Genomic DNA, 14456 nt, shown 5'->3' on the forward strand with positions numbered 1-14456 from the left:
GCGGTCCGCAGACGGGCCGGGTCGGTCGACGCGCCGGGCGCAGGCGGAGCACATGCCACGCGACTCGTCACCACCAGCCCCACCACGTCGATGCTTGTTCCGGACATGGCGAAAATCTGATGGTGCCGCCGTACCGCGCGGTCTCGCCGCTCCCTGTGCGTTCGCGGCCGTCCGCCGCGCCGTCGCTTCTCCGCCGTGCCACCGCGTCCTCATATATCAGCCCGCCCCCGGTGTCGTCTCGTCGACAGTCGTGGCCCGGCAACCCGGTGAACGCACCGCGAAGGCCGCCACTTCCTGGGCGGACGTGGACGCTGCGCGCCGTCGCCCGAGGTCCAGCGTCTCCCGCAATGCCACCCGATGGTGTGATGCGCGGAGGGGGCGGGCGGAGGGCGGCGGGGGCAGGGAGAAGCCACAGCGCGCCGCCTCGGCCACCATGATCGAAACGAAGTGCCGGCCCATGGGCGGGAGCGGCCGATGAGCCTGGAGGAGCCGCAGGGCCTCGACGACCTGGGCGCCGTAGTGCCGCAACCGGCCCCGCGCCGCACGCGCCTGTCCGCCGCTCACCTCCTGCCCGCGCCGACGCCAGAACTCGAGGAGCGCCAAGTGGGCGTGGGTGCCCGTGAGGACGGACCCGATCGGCCTCAGGTCCTCCCGCCAGCCGACCGGAAGCAGGGTCGGGTCCTCGGGATCCCAGAGATCGGTCAGATCGGCGAGTGCTCCGAAGGCGATGTGCGCGCTCTCGTGCACCACGGTCTCCGCGAGCCGTACCGGATCGCTGGTGAAGGAGGCGGCGATCGCCCCGTACGCCTCCCGCGCCGAGGAACTCACGCCCTCACCGGTCTCCGGAGGCCGCAGGGGCACCAGTGACGACCAGAGGGAAGCACAGGCCGCGGCCCGGTCCGGGAGCAGCCGGGTCAGCACGTCCCAGGCCGAGGCGACCGACTCCTGCCAGGCACGCAGGTCCCCGGCCGTCCGGCCGGGCAGCACCCGGTGGCCGTGCGCGTCCCGGTACGGATCGGAGTCCTCCAGGACCACCGACAACGGCGGCGTGCCCTGCGGGCCGTGGACGACGAGACGACGCGGCGCGCACCAGGCCGTGTCGCGCGCCGCCGACTCGTCGCACTGCCGCGACTCGCCCCACCGTGGCGACCCGTCCCACTGTCCCGGGGCCGGCAGGCGCCCGCCCGGCTCCAGTACGTCACCACGCAAGCGCGCCTCGACCGCGTCCCCGGGTAACCGGACGACGCCGAGCGTGGGCAGCCACAGCAGCGAGTCCGGGGCCGGCAGGGCCAGCTGCGGGCGCAGCCCCGCGCGTAACGCCGCGGCTGCGGCCAGGCCGCCGAGCCGGGCGAGGTGCGTGCCCGCCCGCGCGGCGGGACGCGGACCGTCCAGGGCGCGCATGCAACGGCCCAACCACACACCCACGTGCGGATGGAGCAGTACGTCCTCGAAGGCCCGGACATCCGCTCTGCGCGCCCGGGAGCACAGCTCCCAGGCCGCCGCGCCCCGCGACTCCCAGAACTCCGGTGCTCTGCTCCGGGCCGCCGCGGTCACGTCCATCAGCATCAGCAGACGCCGGGAGATCTGACCGTCTCTCAGGACCCGCAGGGCGGTCGGGGAGGGCCGGCAGCCCGCCAGGCCCGCGAAGTCCTCCGCGGTCATCCGCAGGATCGCCGGGGCCGTCATGAGGCGCTCCCGAGCAGGGCGGTGGCGTCGGCCACCACGCGGTCGCGGATGTGCGTGGTCAGCACGCGCAGGTCCGCGCAGTAGACGCTCGGATTCGAGAAGCCGGTGCGGGGGTGGAAGCGGTGCGCGCGCAGTCCGCCACCGCACATCCGCACCACCTCGCAGCCCCGGCAGACGTCGGCGAGCGCGCTCAGGCCCCCGCGGCGGGCGTCGGCCACGACCGGGTGCCGTGCGACGGAGTCGAAGTCCTGCGCGAAGATGTCGAGCCCGGTGGCGGGACCGCCGTCCCTCGTCACCTTGAGCGAGTCGGCCAGCTCGATCGAGCCGTCGCTCTCCACGACGAGGAAGTCGGTGTCGGCCAGTCCGATGCTCTCCGAGTGGACGTGACCGCCGAGCGCGAGGTCCATCAGGTCCTCGAACAGCCGGATCCTGGTCTCCTGGCGAGGGGCCGAGTACCACTTCTCGAACACTTCCAGCAGCCAGTTCGCGTACGGCGTTCGACGCGGATCGTGGCCGGGCGGCGGGTGTTCCCATGTGGCGTGCGGGAGCAGGAAGTTGACGGCCGGGGGTTCGTGCGCGAGCAGCGCCTCGTAGACCTCGAGCGGCGGGTTGGCGAGGTCGACCGTGCACAACAGGCCCGCGAACAGCGCCTTGTTCTCAGGCCTCCGCAAGAGTTCCAACCCCCTCTGGACGGAGTCGTAGCTGCTCCGTCCGTTCTTGGCACGCCTGTGACGGTCGTTGGCCTCACGACCGCCGTCAAGACTGACGCCCACCGACACCCCGTGCCGGCGGAACAGGTCCATCCATGAGGGATTCAGAAGTGTCACATTGCTCTGCACGGAGATATCACAAACAGCTGTGCCGCGCAGCCCCTCGCTCAGGACTTCCAGAAGGTGTTCGATTCGGGGCCGGCCGGCCAGCAGCGGCTCACCCCCGTGCAGGACCACCCGGACCCGGGGCAGGGCGTGCCGCCGGGCGTGTTCGCCTATGCGGTGGGCGAGTTGGGCCGCGGTTGCGTTCGCCATCACCGCCGGCTTGTCCTGCCAGGAGTGGTCGAGCAGCTCGTAGACGTAGCAGTGGTCGCAGGCAAGGTTGCATGGCTGCGCCACCTTCACTATCCACTCGACGAAGGGGTTCGCATCACGCACGTGCCACCTCCTGCCACGCGGGCCCCGCTGCCTGGGAGCCCGCGTCAGAGCGCCGACTGGAACATGGACACGTTCAGTGCGCGGTGCTCCAGCGTGTCCCGCCGAACCCTGCGAATGGACCCGCCCAGGGCGCTTGTGGGCAACTCGTCCATATCTACGTCAGCGGAACCGCTGAGGTTCACCACGTCGAAGTCGAACTCCACTTCAGTCCCTGACGTCTCCATGAACCCCCCGTGTCGCTAGTCCCGCGAACTCCGGCCGTGGTTCCCGGACTCGCGCATGTCAACCTGCGTCGGGCCGCAACCGGGCACCCGGACGCCCGGTCGCGGAAGAGGTGGCGCTGTGCAGTTCTCATTCAGCTGGCGCTGTGCAGTTCTCATCTCAGGGAAGCACACAGATCAACCAAGGACCAGCGCGCGTGGGCCCGTTGGCTCGTGTGCGGCTTGATCTGGTCGTCCCTGGCCGCAAGTCCTCCCCTTCGAGGCGGTGTTGGCACCCGGTCAAGTCCAAGTCACCATGAGTCTTCCCCTCTTCATGGCGAGGTGACCCAATGGCGGCAACCTCACCCGGGCAGAACATCCCGGGGCCGCGCGCGACGATAGGGAACGACGATCTTCCGCCATTGTTCCGTTCCAACGACCAATGGGCACTGAACCGGCAGAGCGAGGCGTTCCGGGCCACCATGACCCAGCTGGCGCTTCTGCTCGTGGCGACCGTCTTCGCCACCCTGGCCGACCACTTCGGCAGCCATGTCCTGACCGCCGTGTCGGCCCTGCTCTACGGGCTCACCGTGGCCACGGGGGTGGTCATCCAGCGCCGCCGGGCCCGCGCCCACTGGCAGGCACACCGCGACGCCGCGGAGACCGTCAAGTCACTGGCCTGGCAATACATGGTGCACGGCGGTCCGTTCCACTCCGGGGTACGCGATCCGGACGGCCTGTTCAACCAGCAACTGGAGGAACACCTGCGGGCGCTGCGACGCGTGGGATGGAAGGAGCCGGCGCCAGGGTGGCTCTCGGGTGCGGGCGCTGCCCTTAATACAGGCCCTGGCCCTGTTTCTTCCAGGTACACCTTGTGGGATCCGGCCAGTCGGCACGAGCCGGACGATCCGCGGCACCCCCAGATAACGCGCGCCATGCGGGCGGTACGCGACAAGCCGTTCGCCGTCCGGAAGGACATCTACCTGCGGGACCGCGTGCTCGACCAGCTCAGTTGGTACGGCGGCCGCGCTGTGCAGGCACGGCGTTCCGCCGCTCTCTGGTCCGCGCTGACCGCACTGCTGACCCTGCTGGCCCTGACCGCCGCGGTGGTCAGGAGCGCCGGCCTCGGCTCCGGCTGGGACCTCAGCGGCCTGCTCGCCGCGTCGGCCGCGACCGGCGTCGCCTGGCTGGAGACCCGCCGCCACCACCCGCTCTCCTTCGCCCATGCCTTGGTCCGGGAGGGCCTGGAGACGCAACGGGCCGTCCTGGCCCAGAGCGTGACCGAGGACCGCTGGCCCCAGGCGGTCGCCGAGACGGAGCACTTGATGCTGCCTCAGCACACGGACTGGTTGGCGCGGTTCGGGGGGTGAGGGGTCGGCGGTGGGTGGTTCTTCGTGACCGACTGGACGGGATCTGGGTGACGGCCTGGACGGGGTCCGGGTGACCGACTGGACGGGGTCCGAGTGGTCGCCTGGCTGGGATCCGGGTGACCGACTGGACGGGATCCGAGTGGTCGCCTGGACGGGATCCGGGTGACCGACTGGACGGGGTCCGAGTGGTCGTCGACTCAGGGCCTCCGCGCCCCCGGCCGCCAGAGCACTCGCACAGGTACGCCCACGCGGCTCGCGTAGGCGACGATGTCGCCGGTGCCACCCACGCCCCGGGCCGGCTCACCGTCCCAGACGGCCACGAGTCGGTCCGTGTGATCGACGATCCAGCGACCGGCAGCCGCGTAGGCCTCCTCACGGGTGCGTTCGACCGGGAGGTCGACCCGGTCGGCGCAGGCGTCCAGCAGCCGACGGAAGGCGAGGCGGGTCTCCGGCCCGCCCAGGTGACGCTCGTAGTCCGTACCGGGGATGACGGCGGTGAGGCGGATCCCGCTGCGCAAGGCGAGGTCGGCGAAGAGCTGGTCGGCCCCGGCGGCCAGGGCACTGAACGCCTCGACGGGCCCGCTCGCGGCCTGCCGGGAGAACTCGTCGAGGATCCCCGTACTCACCCACTCCAACACCGGCTCGGGGAGGTCCCGGTGCCCGGTGACTCCGATCCGAGTCGTACGTTCCACGCTCGCCGCCACCCTCGGTAGAACCGCCCGGGACGCCCTCAGCCCTACCCAGTCCCACCACCGAAGCCACACACCGCCCCCATCCCCGGCGCACAAAGGGGGCGCCCCCTCGGGAGGGCGCCCCTTCCTCCAACCGTTCACGCGGCGGCATTTGAACAAGCCGTCGGGAGGACCACCGGGGCCGGGGCTCAAAAGTACGATGTCCTACCGATTACGGGGGGGGGAGCCATGGGAGAGCTGTCAGCATCATTACTGTCCCGCGCGGTGGGCACGGTGTCCTTGGTTGTGGACATGCTCGGCGTCCGAGACGGGATCAAGGGCGTCCGACGCGACAAGCGCCGGTAGCTGAGACGAGCAGGCGCGGCGGCCAACGACGACCGGCGTGCAACACAACGGCCCCCGACCGTCTCACCTGGTCAGGGGCCGTTCACCTGCGGTGGGTGTGGGATTTGAACCCACGGTGACTCGCGCCACGACGGTTTTCAAGACCGTTCCCTTAGGCCGCTCGGGCAACCCACCTGAGCCCCGGCCCACCTGGGGCGGAGCGGGTACAGACTACCGGGCGCGGGCCCTGGGCGCCGCAGCCGATCAGCACGGCTCCTCCCCGCGGATCGTGCCAGCACCTGAAAGCCGCTCCCTGTCGAGCGTGCAGCCGAGGCGAAGTGTTGAACTGACGGATCGAAGTCCTGTCGGAGTGCTACGCGCAGATGTGCTTGAAGTCGCTCGCACCCGGTCGGGCGCGGAAGTGGACCTCATGGCCGGCGTCGTCGGTGAAGACGGCTTCCGTCTGAGACTTCAAGGTCATCGTGCCCCGTTGGGTGGGGTTGTCCCAGCCCTCGGGCGGATTTCCTGAACCGTCGGAGAGCGGGATCTCCGCTTCGAAATACGTCGAGCCGATACGGGCCTCGTCGATTCCGCAGTGTGTGTAGAGGTCGAAGGGGATTTCCCGGCCGGGTGAGGTCTTCCGGGCGGTCGCTGTGTCTTCACCGGCGGCCGTACAGCCCGTGAGCAGCCCCGCAGCCATCGCGACTGCGACGATTGCCCGCCTCATCCCGTTCCCCTCGGCCATGGCCTTTCGACGCGCAGGCCGGGGCGGCGGTTCCGCGACTCGCTTGTTCCCCTGGAGGAGCAAGGAGTGGCCGAGGTCGCTCGGGCGGCCCGCCCCCGCGCCGTGGGTGTCCTCGGCGCGGGAAGCGGAGTTGCGGGCCCGAGGGTCAGCTGTCGCCCGTGCGGGAGCCCAGGGTCAGGTCGACCGTGTGGGTCTTGCCGTCGCGCTCGTAGGTGATCCTGACCTTGTCGCCGGGCTTGTGGGTCCAGATCTCGCCGATCAGGGTGGGCCCGGAGTCGATGACCGAGTCGTCGAGCTTGGTGATGACGTCACCGGGCTTGAGGCCGGCCTTCGCCGCGGGGCCGCCCGCCTCGACCGGGGCGGAGCCGCCCGCACCCTCGGTGGTGATCTTCGCGCCGCCCGAGGAGTCCTCCAGGGAGACGGACGCGCCGATCTTGGCGTAGACCGGCTTGCCGGTCCGGATCAGCTGCTGGGCGACGTACTTGGCCTGGTTGATCGGAATGGCGAAACCGAGGCCGATCGAGCCGGACTGGCTGGTGCCGCCCAGGCCGCCGCTGCCGGTGGACTGGATCGCGGAGTTGATGCCGATCACGTTGCCCTTGGCGTCCAGCAGGGGGCCGCCGGAGTTGCCCGGGTTGATCGACGCGTCGGTCTGGAGGGCGCTCATGTAGGACGCGTTCGAGCCGCTGCCGTCGCTCGACGCCACCGGGCGGTTCTTCGCGCTGATGATGCCGGTCGTGACCGTGTTCGAGAGACCGAAGGGGGCGCCGATCGCGATCGTGGAGTCGCCGACCGCCACCTGGTCGGAGTTGCCGAGGGTGAGCGGCTTGAGGTCGCTCGGCGCGTTCTTGAGCTTGATCACCGCCACGTCGTAGCCCTGGGCGTGACCGACCACCTCGGCGTCGTACTTCTTGCCGTTGGGGAAGGTCGCCGTGAGCTTGCCGCCGTCCACCGCGTCGGCCACCACGTGGTTGTTGGTGACGATGTGGCCCTCGGTGTCGAAGACGAACCCGGTGCCCGTGCCGCCCTCGCCGTTGGTGGACTCGGCCTCGATGGTGACCGTGCTGGGCAGCGCCCGCTGCGCCACGCCCGCGACGGTGCCGGCGTCCCGCTTCACGCTGCCGCCGCTGTCCGAGGCGGAGACGGTCGTCGAGGAGCCGTCGTCGTTGTTCTTGGCCAGGGTGTAGCCGAGCCCGCCGCCGAGGCCGCCGGCGACCAGCGCGGCCACCAGGATCGCGGCGACGAGACCGCCGCGGCCGTTCGACGGCTTCGGTGCCGGCTGCTGGTAGCCCGCACCCCACACACCCGTCGGACCGGCGCCACCCGCACCCGCGCCGCCCGCACCGGCACCGCCCGCACCCCCGTCGGCGTACAACGGCGTGCCCGGAGCCTGTGGCGGCGGCCAGGCGCCCTCGGGGCCGCCCTGGCCGGCGTGCTGCTGCCCCTCCGCCGAGGCGTACGCCGGAGCCGGTCCCGCGTGCACGAGTTCCGGACCCTGGGCGCCCCCGGAGGGGTGCGGCGGGATCGGGGTGGTGGGGGCACCCGCGTCGGAGGCCTGGGGCGCCGAAGCCGCGGGAGCGTCCACCGGCACGGGGGGTGCGGACGGGGCCGGGGGTACCGCGGTGCCCTCGTTCTCGGTGCTCACAGCTTCTTCTCCTCGGTCCACGGCTGTCTGTTGTCGGTCGCACTCGGTCACGCTCGGCCAGTGCCGCTCGGTGCCCGGCGTGCGTCAGCTGTGCATGTCCTTTTGTATGCCGTCAGCTTTTCCCACGAGCCGTCAGGGCACCATAAGCGGTGCCTGTGGGTCCGTGGCTGCTCTTTATATAGGCCATGTAAGACAAATGAGGCGCAATCCATATGCCTCCGTTCGCACGCGTACCCCCGTGCGGTGGCACCATGACGCGGTGACCCACGCACGGCAGCAGCTGACTCAAGTCGTCGCCCACCGCGGAGCCTCGGAAGACGCTCCCGAGCACACCCTCGCCGCCTACCGGAAGGCGATCGAGGACGGCGCCGACGCCCTCGAATGCGATGTACGCCTCACGGCGGACGGTCATCTCGTCTGTGTCCACGACCGACGGGTCAACCGTACGTCCAACGGCCGCGGAGCGGTCTCGGCCCTGGAGCTCGCCGAGCTCGCCACCCTGGACTTCGCCTCCCGCAGGACGCGGGAGTTCTGGCGCACCCGCGACGAGGAGCCGGACTGGGTGTACCGGCCCGAGGACCGGGAGGACACCTCCGTCCTCACTCTGGAACGGCTTCTGGAGCTCGTCGCCGACGCGGGCCGGCGTGTGGAGCTGGCCATCGAGACCAAGCACCCGACGCGCTGGGCGGGCCAGGTCGAGGAGCGGCTGCTGGTGCTCCTGAAGCGGTTCGGCCTGGACGCGCCCGCCTCGGCCGCCGAGTCGCCGGTCCGGGTCATGAGCTTCTCGGCCCGTTCGCTGCATCGCGTGCGTGCCGCCTCGCCGACGCTGCCGACGGTCTATCTGCTGCAGTTCGTCTCGCCCCGGCTGCGGGACGGCCGGCTGCCCGCGGGGGTGCGGATCGCCGGGCCCTCGATCCGGATCGTGCGCAACCAGCCCGGCTACATCGAGCGCCTCAAGCGCGCGGGCCACCAGGTGCACGTGTGGACCGTCAACGAGCCCGAGGACGTGGACCTCTGCGTCGAGCTGGGTGTCGACGCGATCATCACCAACCGCCCGCGCGCGGTGCTCGACCGACTGGGCCGCTGACGTCCGCTCCGTCACAGGGTGTGCCCCGGCGCGTTCGGTACGTGTTCGATCGTTCTGAATGCGTCAGCGGAACGGGATTGGCCGGTTTCCGGTACAGGCCAATGGGGCATCCACACCGTGGCGTGGGGCGAAGGAGGTCTCGGGGGTGGCGTTGGTGGTGGCACAGGAGGTGCCCACGTCGTCGAGCATGGCCGTACCCCATGGCCCTGCGGGCGTGGGGGAAGCGAGACACCGTATGCGCGTGCAGCTGCGCAGGGGTGGCGTGGCGGAATCGGTCATCGACGACGCCGTTCTGATTCTTTCCGAGCTCTTGAGCAACGCGTGCAAGCACGGTCGGCCGCTCGGCGACGCGCTGGCCGGTGACGGTGACGTCCGGGCCGCCTGGCGGGTGGACGGCACCGGCAGGCTCACGGTGGAAGTGACGGACGGCGGTGGGCCCACCCGCCCTGCTCCGGCGACGCCCTCGGTCACCGCGCACGGCGGCCGCGGGCTGAACATCATCACGGCGCTGGCCGACGACTGGGGTGTCCGGGACGACGCCCGGGGCGAGGTGACGGTCTGGGTGATCGTCCACGCGGACGTGCACGATCCGGACGCGGGGCGCCGGCGCGACGACTTCGCGTCGCGGGTCGCGGCCCCGTCGGTGTCCGCGATATCCGACCTGGGCTTCGTGGACGCGTTCAACGATCTCGACTGACGCGACCCGGACCGCGCGTCCGCGCACGGCCGTCCGCAGGACATCCCCGTGCTGGTCCGTGCGGGGACATCCGGAGGACATCCCCGTGCCGGTCCGTGCGGGACATCCGCAGGACACCCCCGTGGTTGTCCACAGGCTCCCGTCGGCCAAGTCGCAAGCGGCTAGGCTCGCGCCCGTACGAGACGAGCCGTAACCGGGAGACAGCCACGATGGCCAAGAAGCGACCCCAGACGAAGGCCAAGCGCCCGCAGATCACGGATGGCGAGGTCCCGGTCGTCGGCGCCCGCGAACCCTGCCCCTGCGGCAGCGGCCGCCGCTACAAGGCCTGCCACGGCCGGGCCGCCGCGCAGGCCGCGACCGAGCTGGTGCACCGTCCGTTCGAGGGCCTCGCGGGTGAGGGCGACTGGGTGGCCCTGCGTGAGCTGGTCCCCGCCGCCACCGTCGAACTGACCCTGAAGGACGGCCTCCCCGAAGGCGTCCCGTCGGTCACCCTGGCCACGGTGCTGCCGATGGCCTGGCCCGCCCTGCGCCGCGACGACGGCTCGGTCCTGCTCGGCCTGCAGAACGACACCGCGTCCGGCGACATCAGCCGCGACCTCGCCGACACCCTCCAGCGGGCCCTGGAAGCGGCCCCCGGCACTCCCGTGGAGGGTCGCCGCGCTCCCGCCGACGGTCCGCGGCTCCAGGATCTGCTCGATCCCGAAGGCGCGTTCGAGCCAGTTGTGCACGAGGGCTTCGAGTTCTGGGTCCCGGACGCGGAGAACGCCACCCCCGAGGTGACCGCCTCCCTGGAGCGGGCCAACGCCGCGGCCATCCCGACCGTCCGGCTGACCGGCGTCGACGCCGCCTACTGGTGCGAGACCCCGGACAAGAACCACCTGCGCTGGGTCATGCCGCACGCCGAGGAGCAGCTTCTGGACGCACTGGCGCGCCTGCACGCGGCCGGCCGCGCCGGCCTCGGCGAGGGCACCAGGCTCGTCGGTTCCTTCCGTGCTCACGGCCTCACCGTGCCGGTCTGGGACCTGCCGAGCGGGGTCACCGCGGAGGACGTGGAGAAGCCGGCCGCCGAGTTCGCCGAGCGGCTCGCGGGCGCCCTGGCCGTGGACGCGCCGCTGACCGCCGACGAGCGCCGGGCGCGCGGCGGTCTCACCAACCGCCAGGTCACGCTGAGTTGACACACGAGGTGCGGCTGACCGGTCGGTCAGCCGCACCGGTTCTTCGCACGGCGACCGGCTCCCCTCACAACTCCCCCCAGGGAGAGGTGAATCGGTGTCCGAATCAGCCACGGGGCGCCGCGGTCGAATTTGCGAACGGCGGATCTCTTGTTACGGTTCCAATAGCCCGGTTGCTGGTGCATCCCCCGTCGCCAGCAACCGGGTCTTTCTGTGTCCGGGCGCCTTTACGGAACGGCGCCGCGCGTCAACTGCCCGTGATTTTCCCGGAGTTGCTGCCGGACCGCAGAAGCAGCGGCCCGCTGCCCCGCCGCTCGGCGAACTCCGCGACCGCCGTGTAGTCGCCCGGTGATCCCTGGGTCCGCTCCCTGGGCGTCTCACAGCTGTCCGGCTCGTCCCCGGCGCCGACCGCGCAGTGCATCTGCACCGTGCGCGCGCCGGGTTCCATGAGAGTGAGCACGGCGTCCAGGGCCGCGCCGGTCGCGTTGCGGTAGTAGGTCCGCGCCCAGGTCTCCTCGCCCTGCGTGAGCACACAGGTCTGCGCCTCGATGCCCTCGGGGGAGCTGAGTGCGGGACCGCAGCGGGCGGCGGTGGCCAGCCCCAGGCCGAGCAGCAACGGGGAGCGGCCCGCGTCGGCGAGCGGCGCCTTGTAGTCGTCGGCCGCGGCAGGCGGTACGGGAGACGGCCGTACCGGAGACGGACGTGCCGGAGAGGGCCGTAGCGGAGACGGCCGTACATCAGAAGGCCGTGCCGGAGACTGCCGTACGGCGGAAGGCGGTGCGGACGGGCGCACGAGATCGCGTACGACCGTACGACCCCCGTCGCCCACCTGGCCCGCGGAGGCCACGGCCAGCGGCAGCGCGACGGCGGCGACCACGGCACCGGACAGGGCGAGCAGACGAAGGTTCATGAAGCGGACGATAACGACCGGGCACGGGCTGCCGGTCCGCCCGCGCCCGACACCCCTACAACTCGGGTGCGCTCACACCCGTACGAGTGAGGGCCTCGACCACGGCGTCCACCACGGCCTCGACGTCGGGGACCCAGGGGGAGGCGGAGCCGGGGAGCGGCGCGCGCTGCCAGGTGATGTCGCCGTGGCCGGTCTCGGAGGGGGGCAGGGCGAGGTAGCCGCCCTCGCCGTGGAAGCGGAGGGAGCCGGGGACGTGGTCCTGGGCGTACAGCAGTTCGCCCAACTGCTCCAGGGAGTACGGCTTCACGAGGATCGCCCAGCGGGTCGGCGAGGCGACCACCGGGCCCAGGCGCATGCCCTGCGCGTCGAGCGCGGCCAGGGCGCGGGCGGCCGGGAGGGCCGGCAGGCTGACCGCGCAGGGCGCCTTGCCGCCGGTGGCCAGGATGATCGGCGCGGCCGGACGGTTGGTCCACCACCAGCGCACCATGCGCTCGTCGGCGGTGGCCGCGAGCAGGCCGGGGTCGAAGGGGTGGGCGCCGGGGACCGTGCACTCCGGGTCCGGACAGCCGCAGCGGGCCCGGTTCTCCGGATCCGGCGCCACGCCCGGGAGTACGGGCCACTGCCATTCCTTCGCGAAGGTCAGGGCCGCGCTGAGCAATTCAGGCCTTCCGTCGCTGCGCTGGGACAGGAGCCTGCGTCGCCTTCCGAGGATCTCGCGCATGAGCGCTCGTTCCTTTCCGTTGCACCGCTGGCAACACCGTGGACCACATCACACCATGTGTCGATCACTTCACTGTGCGTACCTGTTGGCGCATCACACCCTTGTCCGAGACAAGGGGAACCCCATACTGCGTCGTCTATCAAAAGCCTGGGCGTGGCGGGGGGTGGCGAAGTATGGCGTTTTGCCGTCCCGCGTATTTCTCTCCGCCTCCGCCACGGGAGGATGGGGCTCGGTCGTCGGTGGCTAAGACGCCCGGGTCGGTCACCAGGTTCCGGGTGGCTGTCCACCACCCCTGGCCCTTACCGAGTACGTACCCATCACGACCGCTGTGACGCTCTGTGGAGCAAGGCCAGTCGACCTCAATACACCGTAACCCGAGGCAGTTTTAAGCCAACTTTGCCCTTCGACCCAGTCTCCACCGGTTACTCCTGGACACCAGGAATCCCGGCAGGACAATGCTGGACATCCCCTTACGAGTGCGTGTACATGTGGAGACACTGCTAGCGGCGCAGAATGACATGGGGGTTTGCGATGCTTTTGAGCAGTACGCACCGGTCGGAAAGCCGGACGCCATGAACGCCCCTCACCCTCCGAAAGTGGCTGGAATCGATTCAACGGTTCCCGCACCCGCACACACTGTCGCGCCCGCGCCTGCTGCCCCGGCCGTCCCGTCGGCCGCCTCGCCGAACGCCCTCGGCGCCCTGCTCCAGGACCGTCTCGCCGGCTGGGTCTCCGACCTCACCACCCTGCACGAACTCACCGAACGCCTGGCCCGCACGGACGCGCTGTCCGAGGCGCTCCAGGAACTCCTGCAGGCCGGAGCCGCACTCGTCGGCGCCCGCCGCGGACTCGTCGTCCTGGAACCCGACGACGGCCTCGGCCCCGACACCACCATCGGCCTCGGCCTCGCCCGCGCCGACCTCGGGCACATCGAGACGGTGCCGCGCAGCGCGATGTCGTACGGCAGGATCCTCGACGGACTGCCGGGCGGCGACGGCGAGATCGCCCAGCCCGACCTGCTCGCCGAGGACGGCCTGGACCCGCGCCACCGCGAGGTCGCCGCCCGCCTCGGCTACGCCGCCAGCTACGCGCTCCCCCTGGCCACCGACGACGCCGGCCGCCTCGGTGCCGCCGTGTGGCTCTACGACGAACCCGCCGAACCGTCCGAGCGCCAGCGCCACCTCGTCGGCCTGTACGTCCGCTACGCCACCGAGCACCTGGCCCGGCTCCTCGAAGTCGAGCGCACACGCGCGTGCATGGCGACGATGGCGGAGGAGCTGCTGCCGTCCCGGCTCCCCCGCGTCTCCGGCGTCCGCCTCGCCGCCCGGCACCGCACCGGACCGCGCGGCGGCGGCGACTGGTACGACGCGCTGCCGCTGCCGGACGCGGCACTGGGTCTCGCGGTCGGTTCGGTGACCGGCTCCGGCGCGAGCGCGATCGCCGCGATGGGCCGCCTCAGGGCGTCGCTGCGGGCGTACGCCGTGATGGAGGGCGAGGACCCGGTCGCGGTCCTGTCCGACCTGGAGCTGCTGCTCCGGCTGACCGAGCCGGCCCGCTCGGCCACCGCCCTGTTCGCCTACTGCGAGCCCGCGCTGCGCAAGATCACGCTGGCCGGTGCCGGGCACTGCCCGCCGCTGCTGATCGGCGAGCGGCGCACCGAGTTCGTGGAGACCTCGGTGTCCGCGCCGCTCGGGATGCTCGCCTGCTGGGAGGCGCCGAGCGTGGAGCTGAGCGCCGAGCCGGGAGAGACGGTTCTGCTGTACACCGACGGGCTGCTGCACCGCACCGGTGACCCCACCGACCGTGCTTTCGCGCGGCTGCACGCGGCGGCCGCCGGGGTGCCGAAGGCGCTGCGCCGCGACCCGGAGGCGGTCGCCGACCACGTGCTGCGGACCGTGCTGCCGGACGGCTTGGCCGAGGCGGACTCCGAGGAGGACGTCGTGTTGCTCGCCGCACACTTCGAGTAGCACGGTGTAGCAGGGTGTAACAGGTCCAAGGCCCCTGGGCCCCCTTCCGTACGACCGTACGATGGAGGGGGTCCAGTGCCGTTTCGTAGGAG

General features: G+C 71.4%; 13 protein-coding genes and 1 tRNA gene. 5 read left to right on the top strand and 9 right to left on the bottom strand.

Annotated elements, in window-relative coordinates:
- Positions 1–216: 216 nt before the first annotated feature.
- From AC2XR2_RS22310 to fxsA, 3 genes are read right to left on the bottom strand one after another with little or no spacing between them, the layout of a single operon-like run.
- Positions 217–1686 (bottom strand): aKG-HExxH-type peptide beta-hydroxylase, encoded by a 1470-nt coding sequence (locus AC2XR2_RS22310; protein ID WP_491516108.1) that lies wholly within the window; start codon positions 1684–1686, stop codon positions 217–219.
- Entirely contained in the window at positions 1683–2834 is a 1152-nt protein-coding gene (locus tag AC2XR2_RS22315; protein WP_491516109.1) for an FxsB family cyclophane-forming radical SAM/SPASM peptide maturase, read from the bottom strand. Before AC2XR2_RS22315 ends, AC2XR2_RS22310 begins: the two co-directional genes overlap by 4 nt.
- Positions 2835–2878: 44 nt before the next feature.
- On the bottom strand, positions 2879–3058 hold the full coding sequence (gene fxsA / locus AC2XR2_RS22320; RefSeq protein ID WP_491516110.1) for an FxSxx-COOH cyclophane-containing RiPP peptide: 180 nt from the start codon (positions 3056–3058) through the stop codon (positions 2879–2881).
- A 398-nt stretch (positions 3059–3456) separates the two neighbouring features.
- On the opposite strand from fxsA, the gene AC2XR2_RS22325 reads away from it, so the two are divergent.
- Positions 3457–4404, top strand: coding sequence for a DUF4231 domain-containing protein (locus AC2XR2_RS22325; protein ID WP_491516111.1), 948 nt, complete (start codon positions 3457–3459; stop codon positions 4402–4404).
- Positions 4405–4601: 197 nt separating this feature from the next.
- On the opposite strand, the gene AC2XR2_RS22330 is transcribed toward AC2XR2_RS22325, so the two are convergent.
- The 4 genes from AC2XR2_RS22330 to AC2XR2_RS22345 form a co-directional block, all read right to left on the bottom strand.
- Positions 4602–5096: a hypothetical protein gene (locus AC2XR2_RS22330; RefSeq protein WP_491516112.1), complete on the bottom strand. Its 495-nt coding sequence runs from the start codon at positions 5094–5096 to the stop codon at positions 4602–4604.
- A 434-nt stretch (positions 5097–5530) separates the two neighbouring features.
- Positions 5531–5615, bottom strand: a tRNA-Ser gene (locus tag AC2XR2_RS22335).
- 178 nt (positions 5616–5793) lie between these two features.
- Complete coding sequence (locus AC2XR2_RS22340; protein ID WP_491516113.1) at positions 5794–6165, bottom strand: hypothetical protein; 372 nt, start codon at positions 6163–6165, stop codon at positions 5794–5796.
- 145 nt (positions 6166–6310) lie between these two features.
- Entirely contained in the window at positions 6311–7810 is a 1500-nt protein-coding gene (locus tag AC2XR2_RS22345; protein ID WP_381300347.1) for a S1C family serine protease, read from the bottom strand.
- A gap of 259 nt (positions 7811–8069) precedes the next feature.
- Between AC2XR2_RS22345 and AC2XR2_RS22350 the strand changes: the two genes are divergently transcribed.
- The 3 genes from AC2XR2_RS22350 to AC2XR2_RS22360 all read left to right on the top strand — a co-directional run bounded on the left by AC2XR2_RS22350 (position 8070) and on the right by AC2XR2_RS22360 (position 10769).
- Positions 8070–8897: a glycerophosphodiester phosphodiesterase gene (locus AC2XR2_RS22350; RefSeq protein WP_330265811.1), complete on the top strand. Its 828-nt coding sequence runs from the start codon at positions 8070–8072 to the stop codon at positions 8895–8897.
- A 58-nt stretch (positions 8898–8955) separates the two neighbouring features.
- Entirely contained in the window at positions 8956–9594 is a 639-nt protein-coding gene (locus AC2XR2_RS22355; protein ID WP_330265810.1) for an ATP-binding protein, read from the top strand.
- Between the two features lie 209 nt (positions 9595–9803).
- Positions 9804–10769, top strand: a complete 966-nt coding sequence (locus AC2XR2_RS22360) for a DUF5926 family protein (protein WP_330265809.1) — start codon at positions 9804–9806, stop codon at positions 10767–10769.
- 244 nt (positions 10770–11013) lie between these two features.
- On the opposite strand, the gene AC2XR2_RS22365 is transcribed toward AC2XR2_RS22360, so the two are convergent.
- Entirely contained in the window at positions 11014–11676 is a 663-nt protein-coding gene (locus tag AC2XR2_RS22365; RefSeq protein ID WP_491516114.1) for a hypothetical protein, read from the bottom strand.
- Between the two features lie 55 nt (positions 11677–11731).
- Entirely contained in the window at positions 11732–12397 is a 666-nt protein-coding gene (locus AC2XR2_RS22370; protein ID WP_381300345.1) for a bifunctional DNA primase/polymerase, read from the bottom strand.
- 455 nt (positions 12398–12852) lie between these two features.
- Here AC2XR2_RS22370 and AC2XR2_RS22375 point away from each other — a divergent pair, with 455 nt between their 5' ends.
- Positions 12853–14364, top strand: a complete 1512-nt coding sequence (locus AC2XR2_RS22375) for a PP2C family protein-serine/threonine phosphatase (RefSeq protein WP_381300344.1) — start codon at positions 12853–12855, stop codon at positions 14362–14364.
- Positions 14365–14456: the final 92 nt, after the last annotated feature.

It is taken from the genome of Streptomyces sp. LS-MS-L19 (genome assembly GCF_058382285.1).

What these genes read in the sequence shown, in the direction of transcription:
- AC2XR2_RS22355 (WP_330265810.1), top strand. Translation starts at nt 8,956, where the DNA reads ATGCGTCAGCGGAACGGGATTGGCCGGTTTCCGGTACAGGCCAATGGG.
- AC2XR2_RS22365 (WP_491516114.1), bottom strand. Translation starts at nt 11,676, where the DNA reads ATGAACCTTCGTCTGCTCGCCCTGTCCGGTGCCGTGGTCGCCGCCGTC.
- AC2XR2_RS22310 (WP_491516108.1), bottom strand. Translation starts at nt 1,686, where the DNA reads ATGACGGCCCCGGCGATCCTGCGGATGACCGCGGAGGACTTCGCGGGC.
- fxsA (WP_491516110.1), bottom strand. Translation starts at nt 3,058, where the DNA reads ATGGAGACGTCAGGGACTGAAGTGGAGTTCGACTTCGACGTGGTGAAC.
- AC2XR2_RS22370 (WP_381300345.1), bottom strand. Translation starts at nt 12,397, where the DNA reads ATGCGCGAGATCCTCGGAAGGCGACGCAGGCTCCTGTCCCAGCGCAGC.
- AC2XR2_RS22340 (WP_491516113.1), bottom strand. Translation starts at nt 6,165, where the DNA reads ATGGCCGAGGGGAACGGGATGAGGCGGGCAATCGTCGCAGTCGCGATG.
- AC2XR2_RS22375 (WP_381300344.1), top strand. Translation starts at nt 12,853, where the DNA reads ATGCTGGACATCCCCTTACGAGTGCGTGTACATGTGGAGACACTGCTA.
- AC2XR2_RS22360 (WP_330265809.1), top strand. Translation starts at nt 9,804, where the DNA reads ATGGCCAAGAAGCGACCCCAGACGAAGGCCAAGCGCCCGCAGATCACG.